The organism is Bacillus sp. FJAT-49711, from assembly GCF_018343715.1.
Lineage (GTDB): Bacteria > Bacillota > Bacilli > Bacillales > Bacillaceae_C > Lederbergia.
The window spans coordinates 174,472-188,335 of the sequence record NZ_JAGYPL010000001.1; the positions used below are offsets into that span (position 1 = coordinate 174,472).

13 protein-coding genes and 1 other annotated feature are annotated in these 13,864 nt (G+C 37.7%); of the genes, 12 read left to right on the forward strand and 1 reads right to left on the reverse strand.

All coding sequences use genetic code 11. The features are described from left to right. Nucleotides 1-462 precede the first annotated feature (462 nt). The 9 genes from polA (at nucleotide 463) to thrS (ending at nucleotide 11,637) form a co-directional block, all read left to right on the forward strand. The gene (gene polA / locus KHA96_RS00935) at nucleotides 463-3,093 is read left to right on the forward strand and encodes a DNA polymerase I (protein ID WP_213127428.1); all 2,631 of its coding nucleotides are present in this window, start codon (nucleotides 463-465) and stop codon (nucleotides 3,091-3,093) included. 35 nt (nucleotides 3,094-3,128) lie between these two features. Next, the gene (gene mutM, locus KHA96_RS00940; protein ID WP_213127429.1) at nucleotides 3,129-3,959 is read left to right on the forward strand and encodes a DNA-formamidopyrimidine glycosylase; all 831 of its coding nucleotides are present in this window, start codon (nucleotides 3,129-3,131) and stop codon (nucleotides 3,957-3,959) included. A 95-nt stretch (nucleotides 3,960-4,054) separates the two neighbouring features. Next, entirely contained in the window at nucleotides 4,055-4,687 is a 633-nt protein-coding gene (ytaF, locus tag KHA96_RS00945) for a sporulation membrane protein YtaF (protein WP_213127430.1), read from the forward strand. Between the two features lie 12 nt (nucleotides 4,688-4,699). Continuing rightward, nucleotides 4,700-5,302 carry a dephospho-CoA kinase gene (coaE, locus tag KHA96_RS00950; protein ID WP_213127431.1) on the forward strand — a complete coding sequence of 201 codons (603 nt, stop codon included), beginning with the start codon at nucleotides 4,700-4,702 and terminating at the stop codon, nucleotides 5,300-5,302. 185 nt (nucleotides 5,303-5,487) lie between these two features. Then, nucleotides 5,488-5,943 (forward strand): transcriptional regulator NrdR, encoded by a 456-nt coding sequence (gene nrdR / locus KHA96_RS00955; protein ID WP_213128636.1) that lies wholly within the window; start codon nucleotides 5,488-5,490, stop codon nucleotides 5,941-5,943. Nucleotides 5,944-6,093: 150 nt separating this feature from the next. Further along, nucleotides 6,094-7,509 (forward strand): replication initiation and membrane attachment family protein, encoded by a 1,416-nt coding sequence (locus KHA96_RS00960; protein WP_213127432.1) that lies wholly within the window; start codon nucleotides 6,094-6,096, stop codon nucleotides 7,507-7,509. After that, a complete protein-coding gene (dnaI, locus tag KHA96_RS00965; RefSeq protein WP_213127433.1) occupies nucleotides 7,496-8,434 on the forward strand; it encodes a primosomal protein DnaI in 939 nt (312 codons plus the stop codon). The genes KHA96_RS00960 and dnaI overlap by 14 nt, the downstream gene beginning before the upstream one ends. Before the next feature lie 120 nt (nucleotides 8,435-8,554). Then, a complete protein-coding gene (locus tag KHA96_RS00970) occupies nucleotides 8,555-9,379 on the forward strand; it encodes a putative sporulation protein YtxC (RefSeq protein WP_249315325.1) in 825 nt (274 codons plus the stop codon). A gap of 45 nt (nucleotides 9,380-9,424) precedes the next feature. Continuing rightward, nucleotides 9,425-9,660, forward strand: a binding site (T-box leader). Nucleotides 9,661-9,711: 51 nt separating this feature from the next. After that, nucleotides 9,712-11,637: a threonine--tRNA ligase gene (gene thrS, locus KHA96_RS00975; protein ID WP_213127435.1), complete on the forward strand. Its 1,926-nt coding sequence runs from the start codon at nucleotides 9,712-9,714 to the stop codon at nucleotides 11,635-11,637. Nucleotides 11,638-11,678: 41 nt separating this feature from the next. Here the strand turns inward: thrS and KHA96_RS00980 are convergent, their stop codons facing one another. Beyond that, nucleotides 11,679-12,221 (reverse strand): YusW family protein, encoded by a 543-nt coding sequence (locus KHA96_RS00980; RefSeq protein WP_213127436.1) that lies wholly within the window; start codon nucleotides 12,219-12,221, stop codon nucleotides 11,679-11,681. 392 nt (nucleotides 12,222-12,613) lie between these two features. On the opposite strand from KHA96_RS00980, the gene infC reads away from it, so the two are divergent. From infC to rplT, 3 genes are read left to right on the forward strand one after another with little or no spacing between them, the layout of a single operon-like run. Next, nucleotides 12,614-13,132 carry a translation initiation factor IF-3 gene (gene infC, locus KHA96_RS00985; RefSeq protein WP_213128637.1) on the forward strand — a complete coding sequence of 173 codons (519 nt, stop codon included), beginning with the start codon at nucleotides 12,614-12,616 and terminating at the stop codon, nucleotides 13,130-13,132. A gap of 21 nt (nucleotides 13,133-13,153) precedes the next feature. Beyond that, nucleotides 13,154-13,354, forward strand: coding sequence for a 50S ribosomal protein L35 (gene rpmI / locus KHA96_RS00990; RefSeq protein WP_213127437.1), 201 nt, complete (start codon nucleotides 13,154-13,156; stop codon nucleotides 13,352-13,354). 29 nt (nucleotides 13,355-13,383) lie between these two features. Further along, nucleotides 13,384-13,737, forward strand: a complete 354-nt coding sequence (gene rplT / locus KHA96_RS00995; protein ID WP_213127438.1) for a 50S ribosomal protein L20 — start codon at nucleotides 13,384-13,386, stop codon at nucleotides 13,735-13,737. The last annotated feature ends 127 nt before the right edge of the window (nucleotides 13,738-13,864 follow it).

Below are 13,864 nucleotides of genomic sequence, written 5' to 3' on the forward strand. Positions count from 1 at the left end.
AAACTCGCATCGACGGCCCGTAAACCGCGACGATGGCCGGTAAACCCATGTCGACGGCCCGTAAACTCGCATCGACGGCCAGTAAACCCACGTCGACGGCCAGTAAACTCGTGTCGACGGCTAGTAAACCGCGACGATGGCCGGTAAACTCGCATCGACGGCCCGTAAACCGCGACGATGGCCGGTAAACTCGCATCGACGGCCCGTAAACCCACGTCGACGGCCGGTAAACTCACGTCGACGGCCCGTAAACTCGCATCAACGGCCCGTAAACCCACGTCGACAGCCAGGATGACATCGGGTAATACGGGCAGACAGCTAGTAAATTAGAGCTAACGACCAGTAGTAGCCGGGAATAAGTTACACCAGCCTTCACCTGTTTGTTTTCACATTCCCACTCGTACATGCTAAAATAACATATAGAATAATTTGGACGAGTCTGCTCCATAAGGAGGCTTTTTAATGAAGAAGAAATTGATGTTGATTGATGGGAATAGTATTGCATATCGGGCTTTTTTTGCACTGCCGCTTCTTAATAATGACAAGGGAATACATACGAACGCCGTTTATGGATTTACGACAATGCTGATGAAAGTGCTGGAGGAAGAAAAGCCTACTCATATTCTTGTTGCATTTGATGCTGGGAAAACAACTTTCCGTCACTCTACTTTTAAAGAATACAAGGGCGGAAGGCAAAAAACACCGCCGGAGCTTTCGGAGCAGTTTCCATTTTTGAGGGAGCTTCTTGACGCATACGGTATTAAACGTTACGAACTTGAAAATTATGAAGCGGATGATATTATTGGGACACTTGCGACACAGGCCGAGAAAGAAGGCTTCGATGTTCAAGTTATTTCGGGAGATAAAGACTTAACACAATTAAACACGGATAAAATCACTGTCAGTATTACCCGAAAAGGGATTACGGAAATTGAAAGTTATACTCCTGAATATATTAAGGAAAAGTACAGCCTTTCTGCTGATCAAATCATTGATATGAAAGGCTTAATGGGGGACCAGTCCGACAATATCCCTGGAGTTCCGGGTGTCGGTGAGAAAACGGCCATTAAACTGCTTGTTCAATTCAATACACTTGAAAACTTACTGAATAATATTGATAAAGTAAGCGGCAATAAATTAAAGGAAAGACTAGAAGAATTTAAAGATCAGGCAATCATGAGTAAAGAGCTTGCCACTATTACGAAAGAAGCGCCGGTTGAAATTACGGTTGATGAGCTTTTATTTGAAGGCTATGATCCAACTAAACTAAGCACCATTTTTAAAGAATTAGGCTTTAATTCGTTGCTTGATAAAATCGATGGTGCTGAAGATTCTGTATTAGAAGAAGTGAAGGATATTACGTTCGAAACAGTAGAAACGATTACAGATGATTTATTTGCTGATGAAAATTCCTTTTATGTGGAGATTTTAGATGATAATTACTTTTCGGGTGAAATCATTGGATTTGCACTTTCTAATGAAAAAGGCGATTTTTATTTGCCTGTTGAAAAAGCGTTAAGTTCAGAGGTATTTAAAAAATGGGCAGAAGATGAAGGAAAGAAAAAGCGTGTATATGATGCAAAGCTTTCTATCGTAGCATTAAAGAGAAAAGGAATCGATTTAAAAGGGATCGATTTTGATTTATTGCTCGCCTCCTACTTGCTTAATCCTACCGAGTCAACAGAGGATTTTGCAGGTGTCGCAAAGCGCCATAACTATACGAACGTAAAAACAGACGAAGCTGTATACGGTAAAGGTGCGAAGAAAAAAGCGGCAGAAGGGGATGCACTTGCTGAACATCTTGTACGAAAGGCAATTGGCATCGGAGCATTAACGGAGCCTTGCTTAAAAGAACTGAATCAAAATGAGCAAACAGAATTATTTTATGATCTTGAACTTCCGCTGTCACTCGTACTTGCGGAAATGGAATTTACCGGCGTAAAAGTAGATGTTAGCAGGCTAGAAAATATGAAAATAGAGCTTGCTGAAAGATTAGCAGAAATTGAATCAAAAATTTATGAACTTGCTGGCGAAAACTTTAATATTAACTCACCAAAACAATTAGGGGTTATTTTATTTGAAAAGCTTGGCCTTCCAGCAATAAAGAAAACAAAAACAGGTTTTTCAACCTCCGCGGATGTATTGGAGAAATTAGAACATGAACACGAAATCATTAAAGAAATACTAACATATAGACAGTTAGGGAAATTACAGTCAACTTATATAGAAGGATTATTGAAAGTTGTACACAAAGACACTAATAAGGTTCATACACGTTTTAACCAAGTCCTTGCTGCGACAGGCAGACTAAGTTCCATCGATCCGAACTTGCAAAACATCCCAATTCGTCTTGAAGAAGGGCGGAAAATTAGACAAGCCTTTATTCCTTCGGAGGAAGATTGGGTGATATTTGCGGCGGATTACTCTCAAATTGAACTTAGAGTACTTGCTGAGATAGCTCAAGATGATAATTTAAAATCTGCTTTTACGCATAATATGGACATTCATACAAAAACGGCCATGGATGTATTCCATGTTGATGAAGAAGAAGTGGATAGTAATATGAGGAGGCAGGCAAAGGCAGTTAATTTCGGAATTGTTTATGGGATTAGTGATTATGGCTTATCGCAAAACTTGGGCATTACACGGAAAGAAGCTGGGAAGTTCATCGAACGCTATTTGGAGAGTTTCCCAGGTGTTAAAAATTTTATGGATGACATCATTGTGGAGGCAAGAGAAGAAGGGTATGTGTCAACGCTATTGCATAGAAGAAGATATATCCCTGAAATCACAAGCCGTAACTTTAATTTACGAAGCTTTGCTGAAAGAACAGCCATGAATACGCCAATTCAAGGCAGTGCAGCTGATATTATTAAAAAAGCGATGATTGATATGGCCGAAAGATTGAAATCGGAAGGACTAAAAACTCGCCTGTTGCTTCAGGTTCATGACGAGTTAATTTTCGAGACTCCAAAAGACGAAGTTGAAAAGCTAATACAAATCGTGCCTGATGTAATGGAAAATGCTCTTCCATTATCAGTCCCGCTTAAAGTTGAATATTCATATGGGCCAACATGGTTTGATGCGAAGTAATCATCATAGAATCAAGCAAGAAAAGAGTTGATAGTATGCCTGAATTACCTGAAGTAGAAGTAGTCAGAAGGTCACTTGTAGAGCTTGTAGCAGGAAATAAAATAGTAGAAGTTGCAGTAAGCTGGCCAAAAATAATAAAAAGTCCTGAACAATATGAGCAATTTCAAGATGCGTTAAAAGGACAAACAATTCTCGACGTTAATAGAAAAGGAAAGTTTTTAGTTTTTCTATTAGACGATTATGCTCTTGTTTCCCATTTAAGAATGGAAGGAAACTATAGCTTGCACAAAAATGAAGATCCTGTCGAAAAACATACACATGTGATCTTTCGTTTTTCCAACGGGGAAGAGTTAAGATATCGCGACGTTCGGAAATTTGGAACGATGCATTTATTTGCAAAAGGTTCGGAATGGACAGTTCCACCACTTTCAAATCTCGGACCTGAACCTTTCTCCGATGATTTTACATTAGAGTATTTCAAAGAAAAACTGATGAAAACGGAAAGAGTTATAAAAGCTGTTTTACTAGATCAATCAATTGTAACGGGCCTTGGAAATATATATGTAGATGAAGTGTTATTCAGGTCGGGCATTCATCCTGAACGAAAGTCAAAAACATTGACCAATCAGGAAATATTGACATTGAGGGAACAAGCTGCCGCTACATTAAAGGAATCCATAAATGCCGGTGGAAGCTCTGTCAACACATATATGAACTCCCATGGGCAAAGTGGAACATATCAAAATGAATTGAAGGTGTACGGCAGGAAAGAGCAGGAGTGCTACCGCTGCGGTTCCGTAGTGCAAAAAACGAAAGTAGCAGGCAGGGGGACACACTTCTGTCCAAATTGCCAAAAAAATAGTTAATAATTGGAAAAGGAACAAAATTTCAGCTTTTGAACAATCAACTAGCCTTCCTCATATACTGGGTTATCGACATCAGGCGGGGAAGGGGCTTCAAGATGGATTTTTCGTTTTCACTTATATTGCTTGCGATGGCTATTAGTTTAGATAGCTTTAGTACTGGTCTTGCGTATGGACTCAGAAAAATGAAGATTCCTATAAAATCAATTTTAATCATTGCATCTTGTACGGCAGTTTCTTTAGGTCTTGCGATGTTCGGCGGCCAGCTGATTTCAAATATGCTCACTCCTATGATTGCAAGCCGCATTGGCGGTTCCATATTGATTTTGATTGGTGCTTGGGTCGTATATCAGTTTTTTAAAAGTGAAAAGGAAACTGCTTTAGTACACGAAAAGATTGTTCTTAATTGGGAAATCAAGTCGTTAGGAATCGTAATCAATATATTAAAAAAGCCGACAAGAGCAGATTTTGATGGTTCAGGAACAATCACTGGTCTTGAAGCGCTCATTCTTGGAACTGCTTTATCATTAGATGCGTTTGGAGCGGGTATTGGTGCAGCGATGCTTGGATTTTCCCCTGTTCTACTTTCTGGAATAGCAGCTTTAATGAGTTGTATATTTCTTTTAGGAGGATTGCAGCTGGGACGTATTTTCTCCCACTTAAATTGGGTGCAGAAATTTGCTTTTATCCCAGGGATCCTGTTAATACTAATAGGAATATTAAAATTATGAAAGAGGTCGCTTATGACTAAAATGATCGGACTTACCGGAGGCATTGCTAGCGGTAAAAGTACTGTCTCCAATATGTTGAAAAAGCGTGGATTCACTATTCTTGATGCAGATCTTGCTTCCAGAGTAGTCGTTGAGCCTGGTCAAAAGGCATATGGGCAAATCATCGAAGTATTCGGCAAAAATATTTTAAATGAAGATAAGATGATTAATCGCGCTAAATTAGGATCTATTATTTTCAATGATGATGAAAAACGGAAAACGTTAAACAGCATTGTCCATCCAGCAGTTAGAGAATGTTTGAATGATTGGAAAATACAAGCATTAGATAAAGGAAAGAACACAATTATATATGATATCCCCCTTTTATATGAAAGTAATCTCACTTATTTAGTGGAAAAGGTAATCGTTGTATTTGTTGATCCACACATACAGCTGCAAAGGTTGCTAAATCGAAACGGATTAACTGAGGAAGAAGCAAAGGCGAGGATTAGTTCCCAACTCCCTATTCAGGAAAAAGTAAATCTTGCGGATGCTATTATAAATAATAATGGAACAATTGAAAATACGGAAAGGCAATTAAATGATTTGATTGTTAACTGGAATTTAACTCCGTAGTAAAAAGTCTAAATTATTAAAGGGTGTATGGAAACTATATACACTCCTTTTTTATTATGACAAAAAACGTTATAATATACAAAAAGCATCGACGCCATGTTTATCGAAGTGAGAAGAGCAGAGATTTTTTAGTCGATTGGCGTCAGAGCTGGACAATTAAGAGCACATTGATCGGAGCTGATAGCATGAAATGCCCGTCTTGCCAACACAATGGCACGCGAGTAGTCGATTCAAGACCAGCTGATGAAATAAGATCCATACGAAGAAGGCGAGAATGTGAAAAATGCTCATATCGTTTCACGACATTTGAGAGAGTCGAGGAAACACCTCTTATCGTAGTTAAAAAAGAAGGAATTCGTGAAGAGTTTAGTAGAGATAAAATTTTACGTGGCCTAATTCGTGCTTGTGAAAAGCGGCCAGTTTCATTAGAGCAGCTTGAAAAAATTACCCATGATATTGAAAGAGATTTGCGAAACCTTGGACAAGCTGAAGTGAAATCAGAAATAATCGGTGAAATGGTGATGGATAAATTAGCCAAAATTGATGAGGTTGCATATGTGAGATTTGCTTCTGTATATCGTCAATTTAAAGATTTGAACGTATTTTTAGATGAATTAAAGGATCTAATTAAAAAAGATTAAAGGTTCTTTTCTAAATCTTGTAAATTCTTAAATTGATACATTTTTTTGAAAAAATCTAATAATAAAAGATGCCCCTAAAGAATATTAATACAGGCTATTTAGCATGCTCAAAAAATTTGCGAAAATAGCCTTGATGAAAGTGTGTATGGAATGAAGCAGTATTGGAACGAGGTTCAGCCGATAGATTCATTTACCATTTCCATGAATGGTATTTTGCATCATCACGATAAAAAAATCATTACGCTATTATATCAGCCTCTTATTGGCCCCATTTGCACAACATTATATAATACGTTAGCCGACATGGCCGATGAAGGCAGAACCTTGTCGGAAGAATGGAATCATTATCATTTAATGAATATATTTGATCTTAACTTAGAAGAAATATATCATGCAAGATTAAAACTTGAAGGCATCGGTTTATTGAAAACTTATTCTAAAACAAATAACAATCAACGAGCTTTTATATACGAACTTCAGACCCCGCTTTCTGCTGAGCAATTTTTTACGGATGGAATGCTAAATATTTATTTGTTTCAAAAATTAGGCCAAACACATTTTTTGAAATTAAAAAAATCCTTCACGGACAAAAACTTGGATATGGCGAATTTTAATGAAGTCACGAGGGGCTTTCAGGATGTATTTTCCTCATTGGGGGCAAATACTTTAGCGCATAGTGAAGGTCATATGGCTAGCATCCCAGAAGATGGAGAAAAATATTTTCATAGGCAAAAATCACAACCAATTACTATAGATGTAAGTCATTTTGATTTTGATCTTTTTTTTGTAGGCTTGTCAGAGGTGATGGTGCCCCGGAAATTATTTACTTCTGCCATTAAGGAAGCAATCGCTAAATTGTCCTTTCTTTATTCCATCAACGCAATAGATATGAAAAACATCGTCCTGCAAAGCCTTACGGCTGATCAAAAAATAAATGTTGATGATCTTCGAAAAAATGCCCGTGATTGGTATCAGATGGAAAATGAGGCTCGTTTACCTCAATTAATTGATAAAATACAACCATTTATCCAACGTAAAACTGAGGGAAAGCAAGAATCAAAAGAGGATAAGCTCATTTCCTATTTGGAAACAGTTTCCCCGAGACAGCTTTTAATTGATCTCTCTGATGGTGGAGAACCTGCAAGATCTGATCTTCAAGCTGTAGAAGATGTAATGTTTCAACAAAAACTACAGCCAGGAGTTACGAATGTGCTTATTCATTATGTCATGCTGAAAACGGATATGAAGCTTTCTAAAAGTTATTTAGAGAAAATAGCCTCTCATTGGTCAAGGAAAAAAATAAAGACCGTTAAATCAGCTATGGAATTAGCGAAGAATGAGCATAAACAATACCAAGAATGGGCGAGTGGCAAGAAGGAAACAACACAAAGGAGAAATAAACCTATCCGAACAGAGAAACTGCCAGATTGGTTTGTATCTCAAGATGACACTGCACAGAAAGTTACTGAAATTCAAACAGAAGAATTGGAAGAAAAGCGTCGCAGGTTAGAAGCCATTCAAAGAAAGTACCAAAATAAAGGAGGTGAAAAAGGTGGAGAGAATTGATGGCACGATAAGGAGACTTTCACAATCACCAAGTTTCAGACAAAGATATGATGATATGAAAATAGAAGTATTGCAAAATCCCGAGGTAATAGCGTTTCTTGAAGAAAACCGCAATCAGCTTACAGATGACATGATTGAGAAAAACATGATGAAGCTTTATGAGTATGCTTCGCAAACAAAAAATTGTTCAAATTGTTCTAGTTTGGAAAAATGTTGCAATATGATGCCTGGTTACGAACCTGAAATTGTCATCGAACGGGAGACAATAGGATTATATTATCGTCCTTGCCCTACAAAAGTGATTCACGATGAACGAAGAAATACGGAAAGACTAATAAATAGTATTTATGTACCGAAAGAAATTCTTAAAGCATCCTTTGCTGAATTCTCTTTAAATAGCCCAGGACGAATCGATGCTTTTGAATATGCTGAGAAGTTTGCTTCTTCTTACGAACCTGGAAAGGGAATGCAGAAAGGGTTGTATTTACATGGCAGCTTTGGCGTTGGCAAGTCTTATTTACTAGGAGCGATCGCCAATCAATTAGCTGAAAAAGAAATTTCAACATTGATTGTATATGTTCCTGAATTTTTGCGCGAGATGAAACAATCATTAGGCGATCAAACGCTTAATGAGAAATTGGAGGCAGTAAAAAGCGCTAAAATTCTTATGCTTGATGATATAGGAGCGGAGGCAATGTCAAGCTGGACAAGGGATGAAATTCTCGGCTCGATTTTGCAATTTAGGATGCATGAACAGCTTCCTACCTTTTTCTCTTCTAATTTTGATTTAGATGGACTCGAGCACCATTTAACTTATTCCCAAAGAGGGGAAGAGGAAAAAATGAAAGCAGCAAGAATTATGGAAAGGATAAAATATCTCGCTGCACCCGTAAGGTTGGACGGACCAAATAGAAGACATGCTTAAGCACTTGCATATTATTGCAAGTGTTTTTTTGTTGCTTGATCATAATATCAGGTCTAGTCCGAGCTTGTTCTCATATATATGTAACAATGCAGGAATAAAGGGGGAGCAGGCTTGGAGTTAATGTTCAAATCCATTCACGATGCCATACGTTTTAAAGCTTTTTTATCTGCTAATGGCTTGCCGGACTCCTTTACGGAAAGGCAAAGTCAATTTATATATTCTTTTCACCATTTGTTTATCAAAAAAGAGAATTACATTCAATCTTTCATTCAATTTATCCAAGATGTTAAAAGAGATGAGTGGGTGAACAATGTATTGCGCGACACATATAAGTATGAAATTGAAGACGAACGAATTGAAATTTTGAACATCATTAATCAAATGATTACGGGTGAGCGGGTAGAGTTAATTTCGTTAGTCGGAAAATTGGATGAAGAAGATTTAATTCGAGAAGCTGTTACGGATTTATTGGATTATAACGGAGCAGTTTTATTTGACTCCTTTTTACGCTTTCGTTTAAAAAAGTATTTTGAACACGTATTAGCATATTTAAATGTAGCTATAGATGAATATAAAATGGAACAAGAATACCAAATATTTGTAAATATGTTAAGGGATTATTTGAAAAATCGAAGTCCTAAGCAAGATATCGTTCATGTACTGCTGGAAAAGCCTATTCTATTTTTCAATGAAAGGTTAAAAGAAATGGGAAAGAATGAAATCAAGGAGATCTTGGATCGTCGATTGCTTTCTAACCATCCTGTATATGTAGATTCATCTGTTATTGCACCGCTTTTATCAATGGCTCCTAAAAAAATATATTTATATACGGATGAAGAAGATCAGCCTCTTATAAGAACATTGAAAAATATATTTGAGGAACGATTATCGATCCTATCCGCAGCCCATTTAAATACTTTGCTAAAAGCTTATTCAGATACTTGATTTTGTATTTCAAAACGGCTATAATAGCGTACATAATCTTAACATTTATAAGTATTGATGAGGACAAGAGTATTTTGTTACGGTTTCCAGAGAGGAAAGAATAGCTGCGAACTTTCCAACACGAACCAAATGCTTACCACCTTTGAACTCCAATCATGAATCCGCTGCAGGCGTGTAGTATTGATTGGCGGAAGACTCCGTTATGATCAATCCAAAGTCATTGTGTCTTTTTGCATAGTGAAAATTAGGGTGGAACCACGTGTATAAAACTCGTCCCTTTCCAGGGGCGGGTTTTTTTATATTTTATTTAATCAAAAAAGGAGTGTAGTGTCATGTCAGAACAAGTAAAAATTACTTTCCCAGACGGAACAATAAAGGAGTTTTCTAATACTACGACAACAGAAGACATTGCAGCTTCCATTAGTCCGGGCTTACGAAAAAAAGCATTGGCAGGTAAAATAAATGGACAATTGATAGATCTCAAAACAGCGATTAATCAAGATGGTTCAATTGAAATTATTACACCTGAAAGTGATGAAGCACTTGAAATATTGCGTCATAGTACTGCTCATTTAATGGCACAAGCTGTAAAAAGATTATTTCCTGATGTAAAGCTTGGAGTTGGACCAGTCATTGAAAATGGATTTTATTATGATATGGATTTAGACCATTCTATTACACCAGAAGATTTGCCTATTATTGAAAAAGAAATGAAAAAGATTATTAATGAGAACATTGAGATCGTTCGAGAAGAGGTATCCCGTGACGAAGCTAAGCAAAAGTTTGCTCACGATGAATACAAGCAGGAATTGATTGACGCAATTCCAGCGGACGAAAAAGTAACAATTTACGAGCAAGGTGATTTTGCTGACCTTTGTCGCGGTGTTCATGTACCGTCTACAGGCAAAATTAAAGAATTTAAATTGTTAAGTATTGCCGGAGCCTATTGGCGCGGTGACAGTAATAATAAAATGCTGCAGCGTATATATGGAACAGCCTTTTTCAAAAAGGAAGATCTTAAACACCATTTGAAAATGCTGGAAGAAGCAAAGGAAAGGGATCATCGTAAGCTTGGGAAAGAACTAAGTTTATTTACGAACTCCCAAAAGGTTGGCCAAGGGTTGCCCCTTTGGTTGCCAAAAGGTGCAACAATACGTAGAATTATTGAACGTTATATTGTTGATAAAGAAGTGGCCCTTGGATACGACCATGTTTATACTCCAATAATGGGAAGTGTTGAGCTTTATAAAACTAGTGGCCACTGGGATCATTATCGTGAAGATATGTTCCCGGTCATGGATATGGATAATGAACAGCTTGTATTACGCCCGATGAACTGTCCACATCATATGATGGTGTATAAAAATGACATTCATAGTTATCGTGAACTGCCAATTCGAATAGCTGAGCTAGGTACTATGCATCGTTATGAAATGTCTGGTGCACTATCAGGGCTGCAGCGCGTACGTGGAATGACATTGAATGATGCTCACATATTTGTTCGACCAGACCAAATTAAGGATGAATTCATCCGTGTCGTCCAACTCGTTAATGAAGTTTATAAAGATTTTGATATAAATGATTATTCATTCCGTCTCTCTTATCGTGATCCTGAGGATAAAGAGAAATATTTCGATGATGACGAGATGTGGAATAAGGCGCAAGCAATGTTAAAAGAAGCAATGGATGATCTTGGCGTCGATTATTTTGAAGCAGAAGGAGAAGCAGCTTTTTACGGTCCAAAACTCGATGTTCAAGTGAAAACAGCTTTAGGAAAAGAAGAAACTCTTTCTACTGTTCAGCTTGATTTCCTTCTTCCTGAAAAATTCGATTTAACTTATGTAGGAGAAGACGGGAAGCAACATCGCCCTGTAGTCATCCATCGCGGAGTTGTATCAACAATGGAACGTTTTGTTGCCTTTTTAATTGAAGAGTATAAAGGGGCGTTCCCAACATGGCTGGCACCAGTCCAAGTGCAGGTCATCCCCGTTTCACCTGATGTTCACTTTGACTATGCGAAGCAAGTCGTAGATCAATTGAAAGCTTCGGGCTTCCGTGTTGAATTAGATAAGCGTGATGAAAAAATTGGTTACAAAATAAGAGAAGCTCAAATGCAAAAAATTCCTTATATGCTCGTTGTCGGGGACAATGAAATTGAAAGTAATTCCGTAAATGTAAGGAAATACGGAGAACAGAAATCTGAAACAATTCCGTTTAACCATTTTTTAGAAAAATTAAAAGATGAAGTAAACATATAAAAAACAAAGCACCTTCCGCTATTGAGAAGGTGCTTTTCCTATTACTTATTATCATTTATCTCCATTTTTGTACCATCTTTAAAAGTGTATTCTAATTCAAATGAATGATAATTATCACCTAGATTAAATCTTTCAAGCACCTTTTGAATAACTTCATCTTTTGGAGTATTTGCGTCAATTCCTAAGTCCTTTAATTGGGTGTATATTGTATTAAAAGCTTCCATTGCTTTAAGTCTTCTGTCATTTATTGTATCTTCTATTTTAGCTTCGTAATCCCCGTTTCCATTACCTTGTTCAAAATCAATATCAAAGTCTTGGTCGTTTTCGTAGTCAACATCTAAGTCAAATTTGGTGAAATTAAGCTCCTGCATTTTTTTTGCAGCATCCTGGTCATCAGCTACAGTTCCAACTGATTTATTTCCGCTATTGTCCTTACTTTTATCATCCGGTGTATTAGCATTTTCACTTGTTTCAGTGGGGATTACTTGCTCTTTCGGATTATTATCTACAGAAGGATCGTTTGAGCAAGCGGCAAGACCAATCATGAGCGTGATTCCTAGTAGGGAAGAAAAATATTTTTTCATTCTATAGCCTCCGTTAAACGTATTATTAAAAGTTTTTCCCTCTACAGTCTTTTTAAACATTTTCAAAAAAACATTGCAATATGAAAAGGCATTTGTTATGATGAAATACGTTGATTATATGGATTCATCATCATTGACTAAAATCTATGTTTATGGTAAAGTAACTAAGGTGAACTGAATACGTTTGTAGAAGAAGGAGCTGCCCGCTTCTCGCCTGATTGACGCACCATCTCATGCTGTTGACAGGTTAATGGTATATTGTTATTCAAAAACAATTATTTGTGCGTGAATACAGTGCGGGTTGCTTTGTGCCCGTGCTTTTTTAATGCTCATTTTTGGGCAGCATTTAGAAACAAACATCGTATTCTTTGAAAAAACCTTGGAGGTGGCTAATTATTAGCAAAGATATGTTGGTAAATGAAGGCATTCGTGCCCGTGAACTTCGTCTCGTCGACCATAATGGTGAACAGCTGGGTGTGAAATCCCGCAATGAAGCACTTGAAATCGCTGCTCGTGTAAATCTTGACCTTGTTCTTGTTGCTCCAAACGCAAAACCTCCTGTAGCCCGTATTATGGACTACGGAAAATTCCGTTTTGAACAGCAGAAAAAGGATAAAGAAGCACGTAAAAATCAAAAAGTGATCAACGTGAAGGAAGTTCGTTTGAGTCCTACAATTGATGAACATGATTTTAATACGAAGCTTCGTAATGGCCGAAAATTCTTGGAGAAGGGCGATAAAGTAAAGGCGTCTATCCGTTTTAGAGGTCGTGCGATTACACATAAAGAAATTGGACAACGTGTATTGAATCGTTTCGCTGACGAATGCAGCGATGTAGCGACAGTCGAATCGAAGCCAAAAATGGACGGTCGAAGCATGTTCTTAGTGTTAGCACCAAAAATCGAAAAGTAATGTTTTGAGGAGGAAAACTCTATGCCAAAAATGAAGACCCACCGTGGCTCTGCAAAACGTTTCAAAAGAACAGGTTCTGGTAAACTGAAACGCTCTCATGCATATACGAGCCATATGTTTGCAAATAAAACAACGAAACAAAAACGTAAACTTCGTAAAGCTGCAATGGTATCAAAAGGTGATTTCCGCCGTATCCGCCATATGCTTGACAATGTGAAGTAATTATTAAGATTTAATAGGAGGGAAATAATATGCCACGTGTAAAAGGCGGAACAGTTACCCGCAGACGTCGTAAAAAGGTATTAAAGTTAGCAAAAGGATATTATGGTTCCAAACATAGATTATTTAAAGTAGCAAACCAACAAGTAATGAAATCATATATGTACGCTTACCGCGATCGCCGCAACAAAAAGCGTGATTTCCGTAAACTATGGATTACACGTATTAACGCTGCAGCACGCATGAACGGTCTTTCTTATAGCCGCTTAATGCATGGCTTGAAAGTAGCAGGCATCGAAGTAAACCGCAAAATGCTTGCAGATCTTGCAGTATCTGATGAACAAGCATTTGCTGAACTAGCAAGCAAAGCGAAAGCTGCTCTATAAATCTTTTCATAAGCCATTCTCCAAGTTGGAGGATGGTTTTTTGCTGTGCGCCCAGCATGGGCGTAGTCTATAGGGTGCAAGTCCCGAACTGCGAAGGCAGAAGTAGCAGTTAGCTTAACGCAAGGGT